Origin of the sequence: Streptomyces ortus (assembly GCF_026341275.1) — a bacterium.
Lineage (GTDB): Bacteria > Actinomycetota > Actinomycetes > Streptomycetales > Streptomycetaceae > Streptomyces > Streptomyces ortus.
In genome coordinates this window covers 2,771,048-2,793,790 of the sequence record NZ_JAIFZO010000002.1, presented here as the reverse complement: position 1 = coordinate 2,793,790, position 22,743 = coordinate 2,771,048, and the positions used below count along the sequence as shown (strand labels likewise).

The following is a 22,743-nucleotide window of genomic DNA, read 5'->3' as shown; positions in this document are numbered from 1 at the left end:
CGCACGCGTGTCCAACCGGCCGCCATCTCAGCGTCCCAGGATCGAGCCGAAGTTCGTGCCGGAGCCCAGGAACATGCCGGTGGCGATCAGGATCATCGTGGCCGGGAGCATGAAGACCAGCGTGACCATCGTCGCCTTGGGGATCGTCTTCGCCGCCCGGCGGCGGGAGTTCTGCGCGTCGGTGCGGCGCATGTCGGTGGCGAGCTGGATCAGGGTGTCCGCGATCGGGGAGCCCAGCTCCTCGCCCTGCTGGAGCGCCGAGACGAACTGGGCGACCTGCTCGGAGGAGTTGCGCCTGCGCAGCTCGTCGAAGGCCTGGCGGCGGCTGACGCCCATGTCCATCTGGCGCAGGGTGATGCGCAGCTCGTCCGCCCAGGGGCCCTCGTAGTGGTCCGCGACCCGCTCCAGGGCCTGGCGGAAGCCGAGGCCCGCCGAGACCACGACCGCCAGGACGTCCAGGAAGTCGGGCAGGGTGCGGTCGATGACCTCCTTGCGGTCGCGGATCGCCTGCCAGATCAGCGCGTCGGCGGCCAGCAGGCCGAACGCCAGGGCCAGCAGGGCGAAGAGGGGCCGGCCGTTGGAGAAAAAGATCAGGAAGAGCAGGGCGCCGAAGATCCCGTACACGGCGCGGCGGGCCGCGTAGCGGTTCAGGGTCAGGCCGCCGGGGTTGCCCGCCATGTCGATGCGGCGGCGTTTGGCGTCGACGCGGCGGGGGCCCATCAGGCGCAGGACGAGCGGGGCGAAGCGCATGCCGAGGCGGTCGACCGCCGAGTCCGCCTTGGAGACGCGGGTGCCACCGACCTCCAGCGCGAGGGCCATGTCGCCGGGGAGCTTGGCCTCGGCGCGGTACATGCGGATGCCGAGGAGGAAGCCTCCGACGGCCAGTCCCATCAGCGCGGCGAGCAGCAGAGCGGTCATCCTGGTCCCCTCCTCGTCCGTCCACTCCTCATCCTTCGTCCCCTCCTCATACTTCGATCTTGCCGAGGCGGCGGATCACGAAGAAGCCGATCGTGTAGAGGCCCATGGCGATCAGCACCAGGGTCTGGCCCAGTGGGGAGCCGGTCACCTTGGCCAGGGCGCCCTCGTTCGAGGAGTTGATGAGGACGAGGGAGCCGAGGCCGAGGAGGGGCACGGTGAATGCCGTCGCGTTGACCTCGGAGAGCATCGTGCGGACCTCGCGGCGGGTCTCCTTGCGGTCCTCCAGGGTCTTGGTGAGGTTGCGCAGGGAGTTGACGACCGTGCCGCCCGCCTTGTTGGACAGGACCAGGGTGGTGACGAGGACGACGAGTTCGCGTGACGGGAGGCGTTCGGCCAGTTCACCGAGGGCGTCGTCGACCGAGCGGCCCAGGGTCAGCTGGTCCGCGACCCGGGCCAGCTCCTCCCCCGCCGGTGCCTCCAGTTCCTCCGCCGCCATCGCCAGGGCGGTGCGCAGGGCGAGGCCCGCCGCCGCCGCGTTGGCCAGCAGGCGGGCCACGTCCGGGAGCTGGTTGATGAAGGCCTCGATGCGTTTCTGGCGCTGCCAGTTGAGGAAGATCGCGGCGCTCCAGACGCCGACCACGCCCGCGATGGGGCCGAAGAAGGGGGCCAGGGCCGCCGCCGCGATCAGCCACAGCGCGACGACCACGGCGGCGACGTACGTGAAGAACTCCCCCGCCGTCAGATCCAGTCCCGTCGCCGACAGGCGCAGGTGGATCGTGCGGCCGAGGCGGGTGCGGCGCAGCCTGCGGTCGACGGCGGCGAAGCGGCGGGCGCGGCCGGCGGCGGTGCGCAGGGGGCCGCCGCCGGAGAGGCGGTCGACGAGGGCCTGGCGCTGGGCGCGGCCGGACGCGTACGTGTGCACGCCCGCGACGGCCAGCGTGCCGCACAGCATGGTGGCGCCGAGGGCGAGCGGGACCGCGTTGTTCACGGCTCGCTCCTCTCGGCCGGGGCTGCGACGGCGGTGACGGTGACGGCTGCGGGGGTTCCGGGGGCTGCGGTGGATGTCATCCGATCGCCTGCCGGGTGTTGAGGACGTCGATCGCCTCCGCCACCCCGAAGGCGGGCGGCAGCGGCTCGTTGGCGACGTACAGCTTCTCCGCGACCGAGCGGGGCAGCGGGAGGTGTTCGAAGTGGCCGTGGACGACCCGGTCGGGGCCGGTGGGGCGCGGGACGAACCGGGTGACGGGCACGATGCGGAACTGTTCGCGGCCGTGCGAGACCAGCAGCGCGATCTCGGTGACCTTGCGGGAGCCGTCGGCGTGCCGGGTGAGCTGGACGACGACGTCGACCGCGGAGTTGATCTGGTCCTTGAGCGCCTCGAACGGGATCTGCACCTCGGACATCGAGCCGAGGGTCTGCAGCCGCATCAGGGCGTCCTCGGCGGAGTTCGAGTGGACGGTCGCGAGGGAGCCGTCGTGGCCCGTCGACATGGCCTGGAGCATGTCGAGCGTCTCGCCGCCGCGGACCTCACCGACGATGATGCGGTCGGGGCGCATGCGCAGGGAGTTGCGGACCAGGTCGCGGATGGTGATCTGGCCCTTGCCCTCCACGTTCGGGGGACGTGATTCCAGGCGGATCACATGCTCCTGCTGGAGCTGCAGTTCCGCGGAGTCCTCGATGGTGATGATGCGCTCGTGGGACGGGACGAGTCCGGAGAGCGCGTTCAGGAGCGTGGTCTTGCCCGAGCCCGTACCGCCGCTGACGATGACGTTGAAGCGGGCGCGGACGAACGCCGCGAGCAGCATCAGCATCTGCTCGTCGAGCGAGCCGAGGCCGATGAGTTCGGGGAGCGTGTACGCGCGGGGGAAGCGGCGGATGGTGAGGGTGGGGCCGGTGAGGGCGAGCGGCGGGATGATGACGTTGACGCGCTCTCCGGTGGGGAGGCGGGCGTCGACCATCGGGTTCGACTCGTCCACGCGGCGGTTGACGGTGGAGACGATGCGCTCGATGGTCTGCATCAGCTGCTCGTTCGAGGCGAAGCGGAGCGGGAGCTGTTCCACGCGTCCGGCGCGTTCCACGAAGATGGAGTCCGGGCCGTTGACCATGATCTCGGTGATCGACGCGTCGGCGAGGAGGGGTTCGAGGACGCCCAGGCCCAGGGCCTCGTCCACGACCCTGCGGATCAGCTGGGAGCGCTCGGTGGTCGACAGAACCGGGCCCTCGCGGCTGATGATGTGCCCGAGGACGCGCTCCAGGCGGATGCGCCGTTCGGCGGCCGCGAGGCTCGACATCTCCGCGAGATCGATCTCCTCCAGCAGCTTGGCACGGTAGACGGCGACGAGGTGTCCGTCCTCGCGGCCGGCGCCGCCCTCTTCGGGGGCGGCGATACGGGCTCGCAGGCTCATGTCTTCAACTCCTCTCGGTCGGCGGGCAACTCGGTCGGTCGTGCGGTCAGTCGTCGGTGGGCATCGTGGCGTGGCGTTCCACCGTCACACTCGGCAGGAGGGGGATGACGGCGGGAACCTGGAGCGTGACCGTCGCGGTCGTGAGGTCGTCGCCCTCGTCGGCCGACACGCTCGGATTGAGCCAGCCGCTCACCGACGCCGTCCCCGCGGCTCCCCCGTCGTCGCCCTGCGAGGCGGCCCGTGCAGCGGCCCGCGCCGCCGAACCGGCCTGGTTGATGCCGTACCCGATCAGGCCGAGCTGGATGGCGGCCATCCCGACGAGCAGCAGGATCGGCAGGAATCCGGCGAACTCCAGCATGGAGACGCCCCGGTCGTCCCGGCCGCCCCGGTCCCGTAACCGCCGTCGCAGACGCTGCGCGAGACGCTTCATCAGTCGTCCCCCTCCAACGCGGCCCCGGCCGTGCCCTCGACCGTCCAGCCCGCGTCGAAGCCCGGGAAGAACAGCGGCACCTGGGCGGTGACCGTCGCCTTCATGACCGGTCCCGCCACGGTGCAGTCGATGCCGGCGCCGTCCCAGGCACCGGGCAGGTGCTCCCCTCCGGCGGAGCTGCAGGCGCCGCCGACATCCCCGTCGATCGCGTACGCGGCGGTCGCGGCCCGTGCCGCCTCGTCCGCCGCGTTCCCGGCGAGGGAGTAGGTGTAGCCGTACAGCGCGCACTGCCACAGGATCGTCATCACGACCAGCAGGATCGGGAACATGCCGGCGAATTCGAGGGTGACCGCGCCCCGGTCGCCGCCCTTGCGGCGCAGGGAGAGGGAGCCCCTGTCCTTGTCCGGGGAGGTCTTGCGGCGCCGGCCGCCACCGCCGCCCGCGGGCTGCTCGGCCATCAGGCCCAGCTCGCCCGCCAGCGCCCACAGGGCCTGCTTGACCGTCGAGCGGGCGTCCAGGTCCTGCATACGGCCCGCGTCCACGACGGACTGGAGTTCCTTGAAGGCGGCGGGGACCGTGGTGCGGACGACCTTGGTGCCGGTGACGCGTTCGACCAGGGACGGCTGTATCTCCGTACCGCGGGCGAAGCGGTTGACGACCGAGCGGGTCTCCTCGGCCTTGCGGATCTGGAGGCGGTCCCACATGCGGACCATGCGTTTGGCGGCGCGGACGGCGACGACGTCGGGGGTGACCAGGAGCAGGGCCTGGTCGGCGAGTTCGACGGCGGCGGCGTTCGCGGCGTTCAGCTGGGCGCCGCAGTCGACGATCACGAGGTCGTAGCGGGCGCGCAGGGCGGCCAGCACCTGCCGGGCGACCCGGTCGGTGATCTCCTCGCCGCGTTCGCCCTCGGCGGGGGCCAGGAGCAGGCCGAGCCCGGTGTCGTGGGCGTAGACGGCGTCCTGGAGGACACGCGGGTTGATGTCGCTGATCGCGGCGAGGTCGGCGATGGAACGGCGGAACTGCACGTCCAGGTACGAGGCCACGTCGCCGGACTGGAGGTCCAGGTCGAGCAGGGCGACCGAGCGGCCCGAGGCCTGGGCGGCCAGCGCGAGCTGGACGGCGGTGACGGTCGCGCCGACGCCGCCCTTCGCGCCGGTCACCGTGACGATCGAGCCGCCCGGTCCCGTGTACAGCTCGGGGGTGGCGCTGCCCAGGTGGCGGCGCATGCCGGTGGACCAGGCGGCGGCGGCCTGGACGCGTTCGGCGAGGGCGTCGTAGCCGAGCGGCAGGCCGATGATGCCGCGCGCGCCGGAGTCCATGGCGGCGGTCAGGACGCCGGTGCTGGCGTCGGCGGTGATGAGGACGACGCCGACGGCCGGGAAGCGCATGACCACGTCGCGGATGACGTCGAGCGCGGGGACCGGGCCGATCCGCTCGTGGACCAGCACGACCTCGGGCAGCTCGTCGAGGGACTCGGCGGCCAGCCGGGCCAGGGTGTCCAGCAGGGCCGTGGTGTCCGGGACCGGCGCGGCGGGTTCGGCGTCGGCGAGCTGGCTCAGGAGGGTGCTGAGGGCGCGGGCCGAGTCGATGTCGCCGACGGCGGGCAGGATGCGGATGGTCATCGGCGGGTCCCCGCGTGGGACGCCTTCGTGAGGGCTGCGCGCATCACGGCCTCCTACTTGTCCTCGTCGAGGGTGTACGAGCGGTCGCCGGGGGCGACGGTGGCGTCGGCGCCGCCCGCGATCAGGGCGAGGCGGACGTGTTCGGCGAACGACTCGGCGTACGCGACGCGCTGGGCGTCGGCGGTGTCGAGGGCGAACGTGATGGGAACGGCCTCGCTCGCGGTGCGGCGGCGGTCGTTGCTGGACTGGCCGGGTTCGAGCGCGGTCAGTTTGCCGACGTCGATGACGCGGGCGTTCTGCACGATGACCTTCGACTGGTCCTTGCCGTTGTCGCTCTCGTCCTTGAACGTGGCGTAGATGTTGACCCGCGAGCCCGGGTTGATCTTGCCCGCCACCCCGGTCGCCGCGTCGATCAGGATCGCGATCTCCTGCTGCCCTGCCTGGAGGGCGGGCCGGTCGACGATCATGTCCGTCTGGAGCAGCGAGCCCTTCTTCAGCTGCGTGACGGCGATCTTGCCGCGGACCTGCGAGAGGCGGGTGACCGCGGTGGACGACAGCCACCGCTCGGGCATCGAGACCTTCTCGAACTGGTCGGCCGACAGCTCCTTGTAGGGCGCGATGTCATCCTTCAGGCGGTATGCCGCGACCTCGGGGCCGACCTTCGAGTTCACGTCGCGGATCACCGAGAGCACTCCGGCGAAGGCGCCCACGGCGCACAGGACCGAGAGGACCAGCAGGATGACGCCGCGGCGCTGGCGCGAGTTCACTACATCTCACCTCGTGGGGACAATGCCGAGTTCAAGGGGTGTGCACGGGTGGTGCTGGGCTTGTGCTGCGGGGCATCGGGCGTTGTTCAGGTGTGCGGGCCGGACACGCGGGGCTCACGTAACCCCTCGGGGCAGGGCGCGTACCGAAGAGGCTGCCCGCGCGGCGGCCTTCGGAAGCTCGTTCGACGAGGGTGGCGGCAACGGCGCGCCACAGAAACCGCAGCGGTCCCCGATGAGTTCGAGACCGCACCAGTGGCATTCCTCGCGCCGTACGGACGACACCAGTTGGTAGAGCACGGACACGTCGTAGAGGCCCGCGGCGAACTCGGCGACCTTGCCCGTCCCCCACCAGCGGGCCGACTCGGCGGGCAGCGGCACGGTCGCGACCCCCTGTACGTGCCAGGCGGGGGCGAGCGTCCCGGTGAGCCAGTCGGTGGGCAGCTGCCCGGCCGCGACCAGCATCCGCGTCCCGAACTCGGGCCCGGTGAGCTCCCCCTGCCCGACGCGCACCAGCTGGGGCCGGGGCGTGGCCAGTACGGCGAACTGGGCGCCCGGCACCCAGGACTTGGCGTGCGAGGTGAGCGAGACCGGGATCCGGTCGAGCCTTGCGACCGAGTTCAGCAGGGCGCCCGAGTAGATGTAGTGGGCGAGCAGCCGCGCGGAGGAGGCGAGCACGCCGGGGCTGAAGTCGCAGACGGAGAGCTGGCGCAGCTGCTGGGCGAGCAGGGCGAGGCCGAGCGGCGGCAGGTCGAGGGCGAGCAGGGCGATGCGGTCGCTCTCCAGGACGGAGCGCACCGCGTGCAGGCGCCGGATCACGCCGGACGGCGCGGAGGACGGGTGGAGCGCGATCACGTAGCCGTGCTGCTCGATGAGCGCGTGCATGGCCGTGAGGGAGGCTTCGAGGTTGTCGAGGGGCTGGACGACGGCGGGCGGGGTCTGCCGGTCGTGCGGCGGGAGCACCAGGTCGGAACTGGTGACGGCTATCGCGGTCGGCACGCTGCACACCACCCCGTTCACTGGGACGAGGTGGTCAACCGCGTCCCAGATCGCCCCTGTATCGCCTGAATGTCGTCGTGAATGTCGCCATCGATCCCTCACGGACGGACACAACTTGCCACTGTGGCGTCCTTCCGCAACTGCACCTTATCCACGGCATGCGCCGCTCAACACCGGATCCTTGAGATCATTTCACGCAACGTGCGACTTGATCCACACAGAGTGATCCGCACGCACGCCAACTCCGTCGCGCCGTCGGGGCGTTGGCCTCGCTGAAGGTCTTGACAACCGCATTGGTCTGGACCAGTTTGGGGAGGCGACGGTGGCCACCGTGTCAGGGCCTGTGCAACAGGGCCTGCGTTCCCTCCCGCTCCCCCACTCCCCCACCGGAGGTCCCAGTGGACCGCGTATCAGGCATGCCCAGACGCAGACGGACCTGGGCCGGCGCCCTCGCCGCCGTACTCGCCGCGTCCGCCCTCTCCCTGGCCGGCGCCGGCCAGGCCTCGGCCGCGGACGTCAACAACACGAAGAACGCCGGCTACGAGTCGGGGCTCTCCAACTGGACCTGCTCGGCGGCCAGCGGCGCCACCGTCTCCTCCCCCGTGCACGGCGGTGCGGCGGCCCTGAAGGCCACCCCGGCCGGGCAGGACAACGCCCGCTGCAGCCAGACCGTGGCGGTGAAGGCCAACTCGACGTACACGCTGAGCGCCTGGGTGCAGGGCGGGTACGCGTACCTCGGCGCGAGCGGCACGGGCACGACGGACGTGTCGACGTGGACGCCGGACTCCTCGTCCTGGAAGCAGCTGACGACGTCCTTCACGACGGGCGCGAACACCACGTCCGTGACGGTCTACACCCACGGCTGGTACGGACAGGCGGCCTACTTCGCCGACGACGTGTCCGTGTTCGGACCCGACGGGGGCGGCGGCGGTGACCCCGACCCGGTGGTCCCCGCGACCCCGGCCGGCCTGAACGTGGCCTCCACGACCTCCTCCTCGGTCTCGCTGGCCTGGAACGCGGTGTCGGGCGCGAGCGGCTACAACGTCTACCGCAGCGGTACGAAGGTCGCGGCGGTGACCGGCACCTCGGCGACCGTCACCGGGCTGGCCGCCTCCACCGCCTACTCCTTCCAGGTCACCGCGACCAACACGGCCGGTGAGTCGGCGAAGTCGACCGCGGTCACCGGGACCACGAAGGCGTCCTCGGGCAACGGGGGCAACCTGCCCAAGCACGCCGTGACCGGTTACTGGCAGAACTTCAACAACGGCGCGGCCGTTCAGAAGATCTCCGACGTCCCGTCCCAGTACGACATCATCGCGGTGTCCTTCGCGGACGCCACGTCGACGCCGGGCGCCGTGACCTTCAACCTCGACTCGGCCGGGCTCGGCGGCTACACCGTCGACCAGTTCAAGGCCGACGTCCAGGCCAAGAAGGCCGCGGGCAAGAAGGTGATCATCTCGATCGGCGGCGAGCGCGGCACGGTCGCGGTGAACGACTCCGCCTCGGCGACGAACTTCGCCAACTCCGTCTACTCGCTGATGCAGACGTACGGCTTCGACGGCGTCGACATCGACCTGGAGAACGGTCTCAACGCCACGTACATGACGCAGGCGCTGCGGTCGTTGTCCTCGAAGGCCGGATCTTCGCTGATCATCACGATGGCGCCGCAGACCATCGACATGCAGTCCACGTCGAACACGTACTTCCAGACGGCCCTGAACATCAAGGACATCCTCACGGTCGTCAACATGCAGTACTACAACAGCGGTTCGATGCTCGGCTGCGACGGCAAGGTGTACTCGCAGGGCTCGGTGGACTTCCTGACCGCCCTCGCCTGCATCCAGCTGGAGGGCGGCCTCGCGCCGTCCCAGGTCGGGCTCGGCGTGCCGGCGTCGACGCGGGGCGCGGGCAGCGGGTATGTCGCGCCGTCCATCGTGAACAACGCCCTGGACTGCCTGGCCAAGGGCACGAACTGCGGTTCCTTCAAGCCGAGCAGGACCTATCCGGACCTGCGCGGTGCGATGACCTGGTCCACGAACTGGGATGCCACGGCGGGCAATGCGTGGTCGAACGCGGTGGGGCCGCACGTGCACGGGCTGCCGTAGGGCTGCCGTAGGGCTGCCGTAGGGCTGCCGGATTCGTTTTGTTTTGCGCCGCACCGGTGTGTTCGCCGGTGCGGCGTTTTTTTGTGGTTTTTGTTTTGTGGTTTTTTCTAAAAGAAGTCTTTCCAGGGTTGGTCCCAGATCTGCTTCACGCACAGGACCACGAAGAGCAGGCCCGCGATCGTCAGCATGGCGTTGCTCAGGAGTCCGTTGCGCCACTCGGGGGGCGTGCGGGAGGAGTTGAGGAGCCAGACCAGGGTGAGGGCCAGGAAGGGGAGGAAGGCCGCGCCCAGGACCCCGTACAGGATGATCAGGCGGAAGGGCTGGCCCTGGAAGAGCAGGACCATGGGCGGGAAGGTCAGCCAGAGGAGGTACGCGCGGAACGGCCAGGACCTCTCGTGGGCGCCTGACGCCACCTCCTCGGCGGAGGCGGGGGTCGTGGTGTCGCGGGTCGCGTTGGCTTTCGCGGTTCTTGCCGCCGCCCTGTCCTTGCGGAAGCGTTCCACGAAGTCCGCGAACATCAGGCTCACGCCGTGCCAGACGCCGATGAGCGAGGTGAAGGACGTGGCGAAGAAGCCGATGAGGAAGAACTTGGCGGTCGCCGTGCCGTACTCGTCCTCCAGGATGTCGCCGAGCTGGATCAGGCCCTTGTCCCCGCTCGCGATCGCGACGTTGGAGGAGTGCAGGAGCTCCGCCCCCACGAAGAGCATGGCGATGACGAAGATGCCCGTGGTGATGTAGGCGACGCGGTTGTCGAGCCGCATCACCTTCATCCAGCCCGTGTTCGTCCAGCCCTTCGCGTTGACCCAGTAGCCGTACGCGGCGAGCGTGATCGTGCCGCCGACGCCGCCGATCAGGCCGAGCGTGTTGAGGATCGAGTCCTTCTCGTCGGGCAGGACCGGCAGCAGGCCCGCGAAGGCCTCACCCAGGTGGGGGGTGACGCGGATCGCCAGATAGACCGTGACGACGAACATGACGCCCACCAGGACCGTCATGACCTTCTCGAAGACCGCGTACTTGTTGAACCAGACGAAGACCAGGCCCACCAGGCCGGTCAGGATCGCCCACCACTTGAGGTCCATGACGTCCGGGAACAGCGCCTGCAGGGGCAGGCCCGACGAGGACATGGCCGCCGCCCCGTAGACGAAGCCCCAGATCACGACGTACACGACGAAGAACCAGGACGTCCAGCGGCCCAGGCTCGCCCAGCCGTCGAAGAGCGTCCGGCCGGTGGACAGGTGCCAGCGGCCCGCCGCCTCGGCGAGGGAGATCTTGACCAGGCAGCCGATCACGGCCGCCCACAGGAGGGTGTAGCCGAAGTTCGAGCCCGCGATCAGGGTGGCGACGAGGTCCCCCGCGCCCACGCCGGTCGCGGCCACCACGATGCCGGGGCCGATGTACTTCCAACTGGATTTACGGGAGGACGGCCCTGATTCCGTTCCCGCCGTGTTTCCCGGGGGGCCCGCCGTGCTGCCCGAGCCCTTGGTGTCCGCGTGTCCCGAGGTGTCCGCCATGCCGATCAAGAAAGCGTAAAGAGGTGCGCGGCACAAGAGGGCGTGCGCCGATCGGCACCCGATCCACCCTTGACCAGAACATGCCATGGCTCCACGATGAGCGCCACACCGCACAGCTCCCTGCTCCAATCCCCACATTTCCGGTGATCCCGGATTTCCTGGAGAAAACAGGAGAACACATGCGACTACTGACCAAGGACGGCAGACGCGGACGGCGCTCCGCCGCTCTCGCCACGCTCCTCGCGCTGGCTCTCGCGGCGCCCGTCGCCGCCATGACCGACGCGGGAGCCGCCCCCGGCAAGGCGACCGCTTCCGACACGGACGACATCCGCCAGTACGAGATCCATGTGCACGGCAGCACCTCCGCCGTTCGTACGGCGATCGCGCGCACCGGGGTGTCGATCGACGAGGCCGACGAGGAGACCGTCGTCGTCTCGGGCCGCGCCTCCCAGGCGAAGGAACTGCGGCGGCTGGGGTACGAGGTCACCTCCCTCGGTGCCGCGCCCGACCGGTCGAGCGCCGCGGACGTCGGTGTCCTCGACTTCCCCTCCGCCGACTCGCGGTACCACAACTACGCCGAGATGAACACGGAGATCAACCAGCGGCTGGCCGCGTATCCGAGCATCATGAGCAAGCGCGTGATCGGGAAGTCGTACCAGGGCCGGGACATCATCGCCATCAAGATCAGCGACAACGTCGCCACCGACGAGTCCGAGCCCGAGGTGCTGTTCACCCACCACCAGCACGCGCGCGAGCACCTCACCGTGGAGATGGCGCTCTACCTGCTGCGGGAGCTGGGGGCCGGATACGGGTCGGACTCCCGCGTCACGAACATGGTGAACAACCGGGAGATCTGGATCGTGCCGGATCTCAACCCGGACGGCGGCGAGTACGACATCGCCACCGGGGCATATCGGTCCTGGCGGAAGAATCGGCAGCCCAACAGTGGTAGTTCGGCGGTCGGGACCGACCTCAACCGCAACTGGAACTATCGGTGGGGATGCTGTGGCGGGTCGTCCGGGTCCACCTCCTCCGAGACCTACCGGGGCGCCTCGGCCGAGTCCGCGCCCGAGGTGAAGGTCGTCGCCGACTTCGTCCGCAGCCGGGTCGTCGGCGGCGCCCAGCAGATCAAGGCGGGCGTGGACTTCCACACGTACAGCCAGCTGGTGCTGTGGCCCTTCGGGTACACCACCGCGGACACCGCGACCGGGATGACGTTGGACGACCGCAACGCGTTCGCCGCGGTCGGGCAGAAGATGGCCGCCAGTAACGGCTATACGCCGGAGCAGTCGAGCGACCTCTACATCACGGACGGGTCGATCGACGACTATCTGTGGGGCAGCCAGAAGATCTTCAGCTACACCTTCGAGATGTATCCGTCGTCCAGTGGCGGGGGCGGGTTCTATCCGCCCGACGAGGTCATCGAGCGGGAGACCTCGCGGAACCGGGACGCCGTGCTGCAGTTGCTGGAGAACGCCGACTGCATGTACCGGTCCATCGGGAAGGAATCGCAGTACTGCGGTTAGGCGGCTAGACGGCTAGTTGAGGAGGGGTGGTGGGCCCGCGCGTCCGGGGGTGGGCGCGCGGGCCCTTGCGCTTTCAGGAGGCGCTTTTGTTGGGTTTGGGGTCCTGCGGCTTGGGGTCCTGCGCGTCGGGTTCGTCAGCTTTGGGTTCCTCGGCCTTCGTTTCGTCGGCTTCGGTTCCGTCTGCTTGGGATTCGTCCTCGAAGTACGCGTCCAGGACCTTGTCCAGGTCCGTCTCCCACGTCTTGAAGTCCGAGCGTGACTTCGCCTCGATCTCCAGGAAGTACCAGCGGCGGTCGGGCGTGTGCACCGTGAGGGTGAAACGCTTCCCGAAGCGCGGGGACTCCGTCTCGACCGCGCCGATCTCGTCCCAGCGGAACTCGGCCTCCTGGTCGTCCAGGGTCAGCCGTACGCCACGGTGGTCGGCGACGACCTTCGCGCGGCGGTCGGAGGCCTCGAAGACCGGGGCGCCGTCCGGGGCCGGGGCCGGGGCGGGGGTCGCGTCGGGCTCGTCGGGCTTTGCCGCTTCGGTCGGCCTCTCCGTGGTGGAGGGTTCCTGTTCCTCCTTCGTCAGCTTCGTCGCCGAGTCGTCGGACGTCGTCCCGGAGGAGGCGGCGTCCGACGACTTCGGCTTCGCGGCGGGCTCGGCGGGGCGCGGGCCCGTGATGCCGGGCACGGCCGCCGGGTCGACCGCGGCACCTTGCAGGGGCTGGATGTTGGGTCCTATGCGCTGCTCCACAGCGGGCAGTATGGTCGACGATCCTGTGCCAGGAACAGTCGGGCTCCGGTTCGTCCCGCTACATCGTTATATGAAGACGCTCAGTGCCGCCGCCATCACGAAGCCCGCCACCGACAGCACCGTCTCCAGGACCGTCCACGACTTGAGGGTGTCCCGCTCGGAGATGCCGAAGTACTTGGCGACGATCCAGAAGCCGCCGTCGTTGACGTGCGAGGCGAAGATCGAACCGGCCGAGATCGCCATGATGACCAGGGCCAGGTGTGCCTGGGAGAGGTCCTGGCCCTCGACCAGCGGGACCACGATGCCCGCCGTGGTGACGATGGCCACCGTCGCCGAGCCCTGGGCCACGCGCAGGACGACCGAGATCAGGTAGGCCAGCACGATGACCGGCAGGCCCACGTCGTTGAAGGTGTCCGCGAGCGCGTCCGCGATGCCGGAGCCCTTGAGCACCGCGCCGAAGACACCGCCCGCTCCCACCACCAGCAGGATGTTGCCGACCGGCTTGAGGGATGAGGTCGACACCGTCTCCAGGGACTTGCGGGACCAGCCCCGCTTGATGCCCAGCAGGTAGTACGCCATCAGCAGCGCGATCGTCAGCGCCACGAAGGGGTGGCCGAAGAACTCGATGACCGAGCGGAAGGTCGAGGGGTCGAGCGCGATCGAGGAGAACGTCGCGGCCAGGATCAGCAGCAGGGGTGTGCCGATGATCAGGAAGACCGTGGGGAGGGGGACCGGCTCTTCCGCGTAGTCCTCGGCGTGCGGGGTCGTCGCGACGGTGGCGGGGCCGCCCTTGTGCGTACCCGTGGTGTCGGCGGTTGTCGTGGAGCGGGCCGCCGCCCGGCGTGCCGCGCGTTCCTCGGCCACCGCGGCCTTCGCTTCGTCCGCCGCCTCCAGCATGTCCTGCGGTACGGGGACGAAGAGGCGCTTGCCGATCCAGGCCGCGTACGCCCAGGCCGCGAGGACGGCCGGGATGCCTACGACGATGCCCATCAGGATGACCCAGCCGAGGTCCACCTTGAAGAGGCCGGCGGCTGCCACCGGGCCCGGGTGCGGGGGCAGGAACGCGTGCGTCATCGACAGGCCCGCGAGCAGCGGCATGCAGTAGAGCAGGATCGACTTGCCCGAGCGCTTCGCGGCGGCGTAGACGATCGGCGCCAGGACGAAGATGCCCACGTCGAAGAAGACCGGGATACCGAAGATCAGGCCGGTCAGGCCCATGGCGAGCGGGGCTCGCTTCTCGCCGAAGAGGTTCAGGAGGCGGGTGGAGAGCGCCTCGGCTCCGCCCGACACCTCCAGGATCGCGCCCAGCATCGTGCCGAGGCCGATGATGATCGCCACGTGGCCGAGGATGCCGCCCATGCCCGACTCGATCATCGAGACGGACGTGGATCTCTGGACCGTGCCGAAGAGTTCCGTGACCGAGAGGCCCGCGGAGAGGCCTACGGCTATGGAGACCGCCAGCAGCGCTACGAACGGCTGGAGTCTGACCTTGATGATCAGGACCAGCAGAAGGACGATGCCGAGGGCCGCGACGGTCAGGAGTCCTGCCGTGCCGTCGAGGAGGAGGAGCAGGCCTCCTGTGTGGGGTGGGGTTTCCGGGGCTGGTGGGGCTGCTGCGAGGAGCGGTGTCAGCGGGTGGGCCTCTTCTTCGGGGCAGGGTGTGGGGCGGAGGGCGGGGCGGAGGGCGGGGCGGGGGTGGGGCATGAATTTGGGCAGGGGTATCGCCGTACGTCGTGCGGGGTTATGAGGGGAGAGAAGGCCCTACGCCGTCAGTACCGCCAAGGCGTCGATTTCGATCAGGAGGCCTGCGGGGAGGCCCACGTACACCGTGGTGCGGGCCGCCGGGGGTGCGGTGAGGTTCTGCTCCTCGAAGTACGCGTTGTAGATCGCGTTCATCTCGGCGAAGTGGTCCACGTCCGTGAGGTAGACGCGGATCATCATCGCGTCGTCCCAGGAGGCGCCGCCCTCTTCGAGAATGGCCTTGACGTTGGCGAGCGTCTGCAGCGTCTGCTCGCGCAGGGTCGGCCCCGCGGGCGTCGGCGGCTGGCCCTCGACGGCGGGCAGGAAGCCGACCTGGCCCGCGACCTGGAGGATGTTCCCCTTCCTGACGCCGTGCGAGAACTTGGCCGGCGGGGTGGTGTGGGTCTTCGGGGTGAGGGCGGTCTTGTCCGTCATGAGCTTTCCTTCGGATCCTTGCCTGAGTATTCGGCGCTGATGGTCTCCGCGGTGCGGCGTACCAGGGGGAGCAGTGTGAGGAGTTCGTCCGCGGTGACCACCACGTTCGGGGCGGAGACGGACATCGCTGCGACTACGCGTCCGTCGGTGCCGCGGATGGGGGCGGCCACGCAGTTGATGGACTCCTCGTGGCCTCCGAGGTCGGTGGCCCAGCCCTGTTCTTTGACCTTGTCCAGTTCCCGCAGGAAGGCGGGGGCGCTGGGAGTCGAACGGGCCGTGTACATGGGGTAGTCGAGCTTGTCCGCGAGGGCGCGGCGCTCGGGGTCGGGGAGGTCGGCGAGGAGGAGCTTGGCTACGGCTGCGACGGTGATGGCTACGGGTTTGCCGATGCGGGAGTACATGCGGACCGGGTAGCGGCTGTCGACCTTGTCGATGTACAGCACCTCGTTGTCCTCGTGCACGGCGAGGTGGACCGTGTGGCCGATATTCTCGTTGAGGCGTACGAGGTGGGGGTGGGCGATCTCGCGGACGTCGAGGTTCTCCACGGCTTCCTGGGCGAGCGCGAAGAGGCGGGCGCCCAGGCGGTAGCGCTGGTCGGACTGGCGGTAGACCAGGCCGTGTTCGTGGAGGGTGCGCAGGAGGCGCAGGGCGGTGGACTTGTGGACGTCCAGGCGGTCTGCGACCTGTCCTAGGTCGGCGGGGCCCTCGGCGAGCAGCGGCAGGATGCTCAGCGCTCGGTCGACTGTCTGGCTCATGGGGTCGGTACCTCCTCCTGGGCCCGGTCTGCGGTGTTCGTCCAGCCGGGGCCGAGTCGAAGTCTCCCCCACGCGGTGTCGTCCAGGGCGGCGAGGCGGTCGGCGTGGGCGCGGGAGGGGGGTGCGGCCAGGTCGCCGGGGGTGGTGAGGGCTGCTGCGGCCATGAGGTGGCCGTGGCGGAGGCGGTGTTTTGGGGGGAGGCCGCGGAGGGTCGCCGAGAGGAAGCCGGCGGCGAAGGCGTCGCCTGCTCCCACTGGGGCGACTACGTCCACGGTGAGGGCGGGTGCTGTTGTCACGGTGTCGCCCTCGCGGAGTGGGTGGGGCGGGGGCGCGCCGGGGGGTGTCCGTCCTCGGTCCGGTGCGGAATCGGGGGCTTGGGAGGCGAGGGCGGTCGACGCACCGGCGCCTGCGGGCGAACACCCCCCGGCACGCCCCCTCACGAAGACCGTGGCGCCGCGGCTGCCGTTCTTGATCACCAGGAGTTCGGGTTCCGGGAGCGCCTCGCGGATGGCTGTCGGGCCTCCCGTGATGCCCCAGGCCTCCTCTGCCTCGTCCTCGCCCACGAAGACCAGGTCCGCGTTGCGGGCCAGGGTGAGGAGGGTGTCGCCCGCCGCGGTGGTGTTCGGCCAGAGAGTCTCGCGGTAGTTCACGTCGAAGGAGATCAAGGGGCGGGGGTGGGGCGCCGTGAGGGATTTCATGAGGTTCAGGCAGGTGGTGGAGAGGGCTGCCGTGATGCCGGTGAGGTGGAGGATGTTCGCCACTTGGAGGGCCTGGACGTCGATGGTGGCGGGCGACATCGCCGAGGCCGCCGAGCCCGTGCGGTAGTACGCCACCTCGTGGGCGTCGGTGGATCTGTCGCCGGCCGTGCGGAAGTAGATGCCTGTGGGGCGGGAGGGGTCGCGTTGTACGGCGGAGGTGTCCACGCCGTAGGACGCGATCGTCTCCAGGAGGTGGTCGCCGAAGCCGTCCGCGCCGACCCTGCTGACCCATCGCGTGGTGTGGCCCGCGGCTGCCAGTACGCACGCCACGTTGGATTCCGCGCCGCCGATCGCGCGCTCGAAGGACGGTACGTCGGCGAGGCGGCCCGGGCGTGAGGGCAGGAACGTGACCATGGACTCGCCGAGGGTGACGACCTCCACTGCGGCCGGAGGGCGCTGGGCGTCGTCGCGTTCGGGCGGTCCGGTGCGGGTCACGGTGGTGGGGGCTCCTGTCTCTGCCGTGGGTCCGGGCGGCTCCGTTGACCCGGCGTTGGCCGAGATGTTAGACAGCAGTAAGCGTGATACGCAATGGTCGTTGCAGAGAATGCAATGGCCTTGATGAGGGAGGCTTGGCCTATGGCCGCCGACTCTGGTGTGGAACTTCTTGCCGCGCTCGCCGATGAGCGGGTCGATCACCGGTTCAAGGGCCTGCCGCCCGATGCCGAGGGGCTGACCGTCGGCGAGCTGGCCGCCCAGCGCCGCAATCTGTTCGAGGGCGGGTTCACGACGCCGCTGCTCTCCCTGTCCGCCGAGCGGCTTGAGCACAATCTGCGGCTCATGGAGACCTATGCGGAGCGTCATGGTCTTGTCTTCGCTCCGCACGGCAAGACGTCCATGGCTCCTCAGCTTTTCCGGCGGCAGATCGACCATGGGGCCTGGGGGATCACTCTTGCCGTCCCGCATCAGGTGCGGGTGGCCCGCGCCTTCGGCGTCCAGCGGGTCTTCCTCGCCAATGAGCTGGTCGATGCTGCTGCGCTTGCTTGGATCAGCGGTCAGCTGGCCGCCGATCCGTCGTTTCGGTTTGTCTGTTACGTCGACTCCGTGCGGGGCGTTGAACTGATGGACGCCGCGCTGCGGGGTCTCTCCTCGCGGCCGGTGGATGTCGTCGTCGAGCTTGCGGCGGGTCAGGGTGCTCGGACCGGGGTGCGGACCGAGGCCGAGTGCGCGGTCGTCGCCGACGCCGTGGCCGGGGTCGAGACGCTTCGGTTGGTCGGGGTCGCCGGGTACGAGGGTGAGGTGCCGGACGCCGACCCTGAGCGGGTGCGGGCCTGGTTGCGGCGGCTCACCGCGCTGGCCGTGGACTTCGACAGGGCGGGGCGGTTCGCGGGGGCGGGGCTGGACGGGATCGTGGTGAGCGCGGGGGGCAGTGCCTGGTTCGACGCGGTGGCCGATGTGTTCGCCGAGTTGCCCGAACTGTCGCTGCCCGCCCTGAAGTTGCTGCGCTCGGGCGCCTACGTCTCGCACGACGACGGGCACTACCGGGAAGTGACGCCGTTCGTCCGGGTGCCTGAGGAAGGTGCTCTGCAGCCCGCCTTCCGGCTCTGGGCCCAGGTCGTCTCCCGGCCCTCGCCCGAACAGGCCTTCGCCAACGCCGGCAAGCGCGATGCCGCCTACGACCTGGATCTGCCCGTCGTGCAGGTCGTGCGGGGGGAAGGGGAGGGTGGTGAGCGGTCGGCCGATGGCGTCACTGTCGTCTCTCTGTCCGACCAGCACGCATGGATCCGGACCGACGCGGGCGCCGTGCTGGAGGTCGGCGACTGGGTGGGGATGGGGCTCTCGCATCCCTGCACGTCTTTCGACAAGTGGCAGCTGATCCCCGTGGTGGAGCAGGACGGCACCGTCGTCGACTACGTCCGCACCTATTTCTAGGAGCTCGCCATGCTCGATCTCGTCATCCGTGACGTGGACGTCGTCGACGGCAGCGGGGGTCCGTCCTTCCGGGCCGACGTGGGGATCGAGGGCGGCCGGATCACGACCGTGGTGCAGGAGGCCGCTGCCGCCGGGTGTCTGCGGCCCGTTGCCCGGCGGGTGCTGGATGCCGAAGGGCTCGTCCTGGCTCCGGGGTTCATCGACATGCATGCCCACAGCGACCTCGCCCTGCTGCGCGATCCCGACCACAGCGCCAAGGTGGCCCAGGGGGTCACGCTGGAGGTCATCGGGCAGGACGGGCTGTCGTACGCCCCCGTGGACGACCGCACGCTCGCCGAGGTACGCCGCGCGATCACCGGCTGGAACGGGAGCGGGGACGACATCGACTTCAGCTGGCGGTCCGTGGGTGAGTACCTGGATCGTCTGGATCACGGGTTCGGGGGTGAGGGGATCGCCGTCAACGCCGCCTATCTGATCCCCCAGGGCGCTGTGCGGATGCTCGCCGTCGGGTGGGACGACCGGGAGGCGACGCCCGAAGAACTGCGGCGGATGCGGCAGTTGGTCGCCGACGGGATGCGGGAGGGCGCGGTCGGCATGTCGTCCGGGCTCACGTACACCCCCGGTATGTACGCCAAGGACGCCGAGCTGACCGAGCTGTGCCGGGTCGTCGCCGAGTACGGCGGCTACTACTGCCCGCATCATCGGTCGTACGGCGCCGGCGCCCTGGACGCGTACCGGGAGATGGTGGAGCTGACGCGTGAGGCCGGGTGCTCACTTCATCTCGCGCACGCCACCATGAATTTCGGCGTCAACAAGGGAAAGGCGCCGGACCTGCTCGCGTTGTTGGACGCCGCGCTCGCCGGCGGGGCCGACATCAGTCTTGATACGTATCCGTATACGCCTGGGTGTACGACTCTTGTGGCGATGCTGCCCAGTTGGGCGAGTGAGGGCGGGCCTGAGGCCACCATGGCCCGGCTGAGGGATGAGGGGGAGGGTGGGGCGGCCGAGCGGATTCGGCACCACATGGAGGTGGTGGGGTCGGACGGGTGCCACGGCGTGCCCATCGAATGGGACACGATTGAGATTTCGGGTGTCGCCGATCCGGCGCTCGGGGCCTATGTGGGGCGGACGGTTCAGGAGTCGGCGGACGCGCGCGGCGAGGCGCCGTGGACGACGGCGCGTCGGTTGTTGCTCGACGACGGTCTCGGGTCGACGATCCTGCAGCACGTGGGGCATGAGGAGAACGTGCGGGCGATCATGCGGCATCGCGTGCACACCGGTGGCTCGGACGGCATTCTGCGGGGTGACAAGCCGCATCCGCGGGCGTACGGCACCTTCCCGCAGTACCTCGGGCGGTACGTGCGCGAGTTGGGTGTCCTGAGCCTTGAGGAGTGCGTCGCCCATCTGACGTCGCGGCCGGCGGCGCGGCTGCGGCTCGCCGACCGTGGGCTGGTGCGGGAGGGGTACCGGGCGGATCTGGTGCTCTTCGATCCGCAGACCGTTGCCGCGGGTTCGACCTTCGACGCGCCTCGTACGCTGCCGGTCGGCATCCCGCATGTCCTGATCGACGGCCGGTTCGTGGTGGAGGACGGGCGGCGGACGGGTGCGCTGGCGGGACGGGCGGTCCGCCGGACCACCGGCTGACCGCCCGCCACCTGGCCTGTCAGAGCTGTTACGGCTTGTTACGGCTTGTTACGGCTTGGGGAGGGTGCAGCCGGTCGCGTTCAGGTCCAGCTTGCTGTCGAGGCCGAAGCAGGCGGGTATCTGGTAGGTCTCCTGGGCGTAGTTGATGCCCTCGCGAACGGTGACGGTGCCGTTCGCGTCCACCTCGCACGGGTTGTTGTCGGTGCAGCGTCCGCCGTCCTCGTTGCCGGTGTTGTTGACGGCTACGACGTTGCCGGTGGCGTTGTCGACCACGGGTGAGCCCGAGGTGCCGCCGATGGTCTGGCAGGCGGAGGTGTAGCGGACCGAGTCCTTCCAGGTCCAGGCGCCCTCCTTGAGGCGGTAGGCGAAGCCGTCGACGTTGCAGGCGTACGTGCGCTTCCAGTAGCCGGAGACGACGGTGATCGCGGTGCCGGCGACCGGGTGCGTGTCGTTGAGGGTCAGCGGGCTGATGCCGTACGAGGACTTGATCGCCCCGTAGGTGGTGGTGAGCTGGTAGAGCGAGACGTCCGTGTCGGTCATGGTGGCGTACGTGATCTTGCTGGCGCGCAGGGTCGCGACGCGGGTTCCGGCGGAGTTCAGCAGGCCGAAGGTGCGGGTGGAGGCCCGGTTGACGATGACCTCGCCGGCCGCGGGGAAACCGGTCTCCAGGCAGTGGCCGTTCGACATCACCAGCGCCGGGTCGTCGTCCTCGGAGTCGGGGAAGCGCACGACGGAGCCGGAGCAGTTGCTGAGCGATACGGTGCCGGCGAAGGTGACGGCCTGGATGGCCGTGGGGGCGGTCTTCGTTTCTGTGGCGGCCACCGCCGGCGCTGCCAGGCCCGTCCCCGTGATCATCAGGGCGCCGAGCGCGGCAAGGAGAGGCTTTTTCATGTGGGGGTCCCCTCGTGTGACGTGAGCGGCCGGAGGTCTTCCGGCCACTTCCCGTTTTTGTCATGCGCATTCTGAGGGCCCACCCCCACCCCGACAAGGCCCCATTTCCAGCCGCGAGGGGGCGGCGGTGGCGACTTCGGTGCCGGTGGTGCCGGGGCTCGCAGATGTGCGGCTCGGCCGGGGCCGGCCGCGCAGTTCCCCGCGCTCCTGGAGGGGCCCCGTCAGGGGCGCGGGGAACTGCGCGGGTGCTCTTCCCACCCGCGCCCATATGACGCACCCCCAGACAGGGGACCCGCCCCGAGACGGATGTCTCACGTGGCGGAAAGACGGCGCGACAACCCCTACCCGCCCGTAAGCTCACGAACATGCAGGTGATCCAGTCGACCAAGCTCGCCAACGTCTGTTACGAGATCCGGGGCCCGGTCCTTGAGGAGGCGATGCGGCTGGAAGCAGCCGGCCACCGCATCCTCAAGCTGAACACCGGAAACCCCGCGGCGTTCGGCTTCGAGTGCCCGCCGGAGATCCTGGAGGACATCCTCCGCAACGTGTCGTCGGCGCACGGCTACGGAGACGCGAAAGGCCTCCTCGCGGCCCGCCGCGCCGTGGTCATGCACAACCAGACCCTCGGCATAGAGACGGACGTCGAGCACGTCTTCATCGGCAACGGCGTGTCCGAGCTGATCGTGATGGCGATGCAGGGCCTGCTGGACGACGGCGACGAGGTCCTCGTACCGGCGCCGGACTACCCCCTGTGGACCGCCGCGGTCTCCCTCTCCGGCGGCACCGCCGTGCACTACCGCTGTGACGAGCAGTCCGACTGGATGCCCGATCTCGCCGACGTGGAGCGGAAGGTCACCGACCGCACCAAGGCGATCGTGATCATCAACCCGAACAACCCGACGGGCGCGGTCTACGACGAGGCGATGCTGCGCGGGCTCACCGACATCGCCCGCCGCCACAACCTGCTGGTCTGCTCGGACGAGATCTACGACAAGATCCTCTACGACGAGGCCGTGCACACCCCGACCGCCAAGGTCGCCCCCGACCTGCTCACCCTCACCTTCAACGGGATGTCGAAGGCGTACCGCGTGGCCGGGTACCGGGTGGGCTGGATGGCGATCTCCGGGCCGCGGGCGCACGCCGACTCGTACATCGAGGGGCTGACGATCCTCGCCAACATGCGGCTCTGCGCGAACATGCCCGGTCAGCACGGTGTGGTCGCCGCACTGAGTGGCCGGCAGACCATCAACGACCTCGTCCTGCCGGGCGGGCGGCTGCGCGAGCAGCGGGACGTGGCGCACCGGCTGCTGACCCAGATCCCGGGCGTGACCTGCGTGAAGCCCAAGGGCGCGCTCTACCTCTTCCCGCGTCTCGATCCGAAGGTCTACAAGATCAAGGACGACCGGCGGATGGTCCTGGACCTGTTGCGCTCCGAGAAGATCATGGTCGTGCAGGGGACGGGCTTCAACTGGCCGGAACCCGACCACTTCCGGGTCGTCACCCTGCCGACCGCGAGGGACCTGACGGACGCGGTGACCCGGATCGGGAACTTCCTGGAGGGGTACGGGCAGCGCTGACGCCTGGTCACTGTGTGTGGTGGCGCGGCTTCATCTTAGGAGTCTGCTCAACTTTAGA

Annotated in this window: 19 protein-coding genes; 5 read left to right on the top strand and 14 right to left on the bottom strand. The window is 69.6% G+C overall.

Annotated elements, in window-relative coordinates; all coding sequences use genetic code 11:
- Window positions 1-27: 27 nt before the first annotated feature.
- The 7 genes from K3769_RS15555 to K3769_RS15525 all read right to left on the bottom strand — a co-directional run bounded on the left by K3769_RS15555 (window position 28) and on the right by K3769_RS15525 (window position 7,138).
- On the bottom strand, window positions 28-918 hold the full coding sequence (locus tag K3769_RS15555; RefSeq protein ID WP_267027027.1) for a DUF5936 domain-containing protein: 891 nt from the start codon (window positions 916-918) through the stop codon (window positions 28-30).
- A gap of 46 nt (window positions 919-964) precedes the next feature.
- A complete protein-coding gene (locus tag K3769_RS15550; protein ID WP_267031392.1) occupies window positions 965-1,870 on the bottom strand; it encodes a type II secretion system F family protein in 906 nt (301 codons plus the stop codon).
- Window positions 1,871-1,982: 112 nt separating this feature from the next.
- Window positions 1,983-3,323 carry a TadA family conjugal transfer-associated ATPase gene (locus K3769_RS15545; RefSeq protein ID WP_248777596.1) on the bottom strand — a complete coding sequence of 447 codons (1,341 nt, stop codon included), beginning with the start codon at window positions 3,321-3,323 and terminating at the stop codon, window positions 1,983-1,985.
- 46 nt (window positions 3,324-3,369) lie between these two features.
- Window positions 3,370-3,753 carry a TadE/TadG family type IV pilus assembly protein gene (locus tag K3769_RS15540; protein ID WP_267027026.1) on the bottom strand — a complete coding sequence of 128 codons (384 nt, stop codon included), beginning with the start codon at window positions 3,751-3,753 and terminating at the stop codon, window positions 3,370-3,372.
- Window positions 3,753-5,375, bottom strand: a complete 1,623-nt coding sequence (locus K3769_RS15535; protein ID WP_267027025.1) for a CpaE/TadZ family protein — start codon at window positions 5,373-5,375, stop codon at window positions 3,753-3,755. Before K3769_RS15535 ends, K3769_RS15540 begins: the two co-directional genes overlap by 1 nt.
- Window positions 5,376-5,428: 53 nt before the next feature.
- Window positions 5,429-6,142 carry a Flp pilus assembly protein CpaB gene (cpaB, locus tag K3769_RS15530; protein WP_267027024.1) on the bottom strand — a complete coding sequence of 238 codons (714 nt, stop codon included), beginning with the start codon at window positions 6,140-6,142 and terminating at the stop codon, window positions 5,429-5,431.
- Window positions 6,143-6,256: 114 nt separating this feature from the next.
- A complete protein-coding gene (locus tag K3769_RS15525; RefSeq protein ID WP_267027023.1) occupies window positions 6,257-7,138 on the bottom strand; it encodes a zinc ribbon domain-containing protein in 882 nt (293 codons plus the stop codon).
- A 416-nt stretch (window positions 7,139-7,554) separates the two neighbouring features.
- Here K3769_RS15525 and K3769_RS15520 point away from each other — a divergent pair, with 416 nt between their 5' ends.
- A complete protein-coding gene (locus K3769_RS15520) occupies window positions 7,555-9,243 on the top strand; it encodes a chitinase (protein WP_267027022.1) in 1,689 nt (562 codons plus the stop codon).
- A 107-nt stretch (window positions 9,244-9,350) separates the two neighbouring features.
- Here the strand turns inward: K3769_RS15520 and K3769_RS15515 are convergent, their stop codons facing one another.
- Entirely contained in the window at window positions 9,351-10,754 is a 1,404-nt protein-coding gene (locus K3769_RS15515) for an Nramp family divalent metal transporter (RefSeq protein ID WP_267027021.1), read from the bottom strand.
- Window positions 10,755-10,933: 179 nt separating this feature from the next.
- Between K3769_RS15515 and K3769_RS15510 the strand changes: the two genes are divergently transcribed.
- Window positions 10,934-12,280 carry a M14 family metallopeptidase gene (locus tag K3769_RS15510; RefSeq protein WP_267027020.1) on the top strand — a complete coding sequence of 449 codons (1,347 nt, stop codon included), beginning with the start codon at window positions 10,934-10,936 and terminating at the stop codon, window positions 12,278-12,280.
- 73 nt (window positions 12,281-12,353) lie between these two features.
- On the opposite strand, the gene K3769_RS15505 is transcribed toward K3769_RS15510, so the two are convergent.
- The 5 genes from K3769_RS15505 to K3769_RS15485 all read right to left on the bottom strand — a co-directional run bounded on the left by K3769_RS15505 (window position 12,354) and on the right by K3769_RS15485 (window position 17,058).
- Complete coding sequence (locus tag K3769_RS15505) at window positions 12,354-13,016, bottom strand: hypothetical protein (protein WP_267027019.1); 663 nt, start codon at window positions 13,014-13,016, stop codon at window positions 12,354-12,356.
- A 66-nt stretch (window positions 13,017-13,082) separates the two neighbouring features.
- Window positions 13,083-14,720, bottom strand: coding sequence for a GntP family permease (locus tag K3769_RS15500; RefSeq protein WP_267027018.1), 1,638 nt, complete (start codon window positions 14,718-14,720; stop codon window positions 13,083-13,085).
- Window positions 14,721-14,777: 57 nt separating this feature from the next.
- Window positions 14,778-15,191: a RidA family protein gene (locus K3769_RS15495; RefSeq protein ID WP_267027017.1), complete on the bottom strand. Its 414-nt coding sequence runs from the start codon at window positions 15,189-15,191 to the stop codon at window positions 14,778-14,780.
- Window positions 15,188-15,946: an IclR family transcriptional regulator gene (locus tag K3769_RS15490; RefSeq protein WP_267027016.1), complete on the bottom strand. Its 759-nt coding sequence runs from the start codon at window positions 15,944-15,946 to the stop codon at window positions 15,188-15,190. The genes K3769_RS15495 and K3769_RS15490 overlap by 4 nt, the downstream gene beginning before the upstream one ends.
- Window positions 15,943-17,058, bottom strand: a complete 1,116-nt coding sequence (locus K3769_RS15485) for a sugar kinase (protein WP_372515151.1) — start codon at window positions 17,056-17,058, stop codon at window positions 15,943-15,945. Before K3769_RS15485 ends, K3769_RS15490 begins: the two co-directional genes overlap by 4 nt.
- Before the next feature lie 222 nt (window positions 17,059-17,280).
- Here K3769_RS15485 and K3769_RS15480 point away from each other — a divergent pair, with 222 nt between their 5' ends.
- Complete coding sequence (locus K3769_RS15480; protein ID WP_267027014.1) at window positions 17,281-18,573, top strand: amino acid deaminase; 1,293 nt, start codon at window positions 17,281-17,283, stop codon at window positions 18,571-18,573.
- Between the two features lie 9 nt (window positions 18,574-18,582).
- Window positions 18,583-20,217 carry an N-acyl-D-amino-acid deacylase family protein gene (locus K3769_RS15475; protein ID WP_267027013.1) on the top strand — a complete coding sequence of 545 codons (1,635 nt, stop codon included), beginning with the start codon at window positions 18,583-18,585 and terminating at the stop codon, window positions 20,215-20,217.
- A 48-nt stretch (window positions 20,218-20,265) separates the two neighbouring features.
- Here the strand turns inward: K3769_RS15475 and K3769_RS15470 are convergent, their stop codons facing one another.
- Window positions 20,266-21,108: a S1 family peptidase gene (locus K3769_RS15470; RefSeq protein WP_267027012.1), complete on the bottom strand. Its 843-nt coding sequence runs from the start codon at window positions 21,106-21,108 to the stop codon at window positions 20,266-20,268.
- Between the two features lie 365 nt (window positions 21,109-21,473).
- Here K3769_RS15470 and K3769_RS15465 point away from each other — a divergent pair, with 365 nt between their 5' ends.
- Window positions 21,474-22,685 (top strand): pyridoxal phosphate-dependent aminotransferase, encoded by a 1,212-nt coding sequence (locus K3769_RS15465; protein WP_267027011.1) that lies wholly within the window; start codon window positions 21,474-21,476, stop codon window positions 22,683-22,685.
- Window positions 22,686-22,743: the final 58 nt, after the last annotated feature.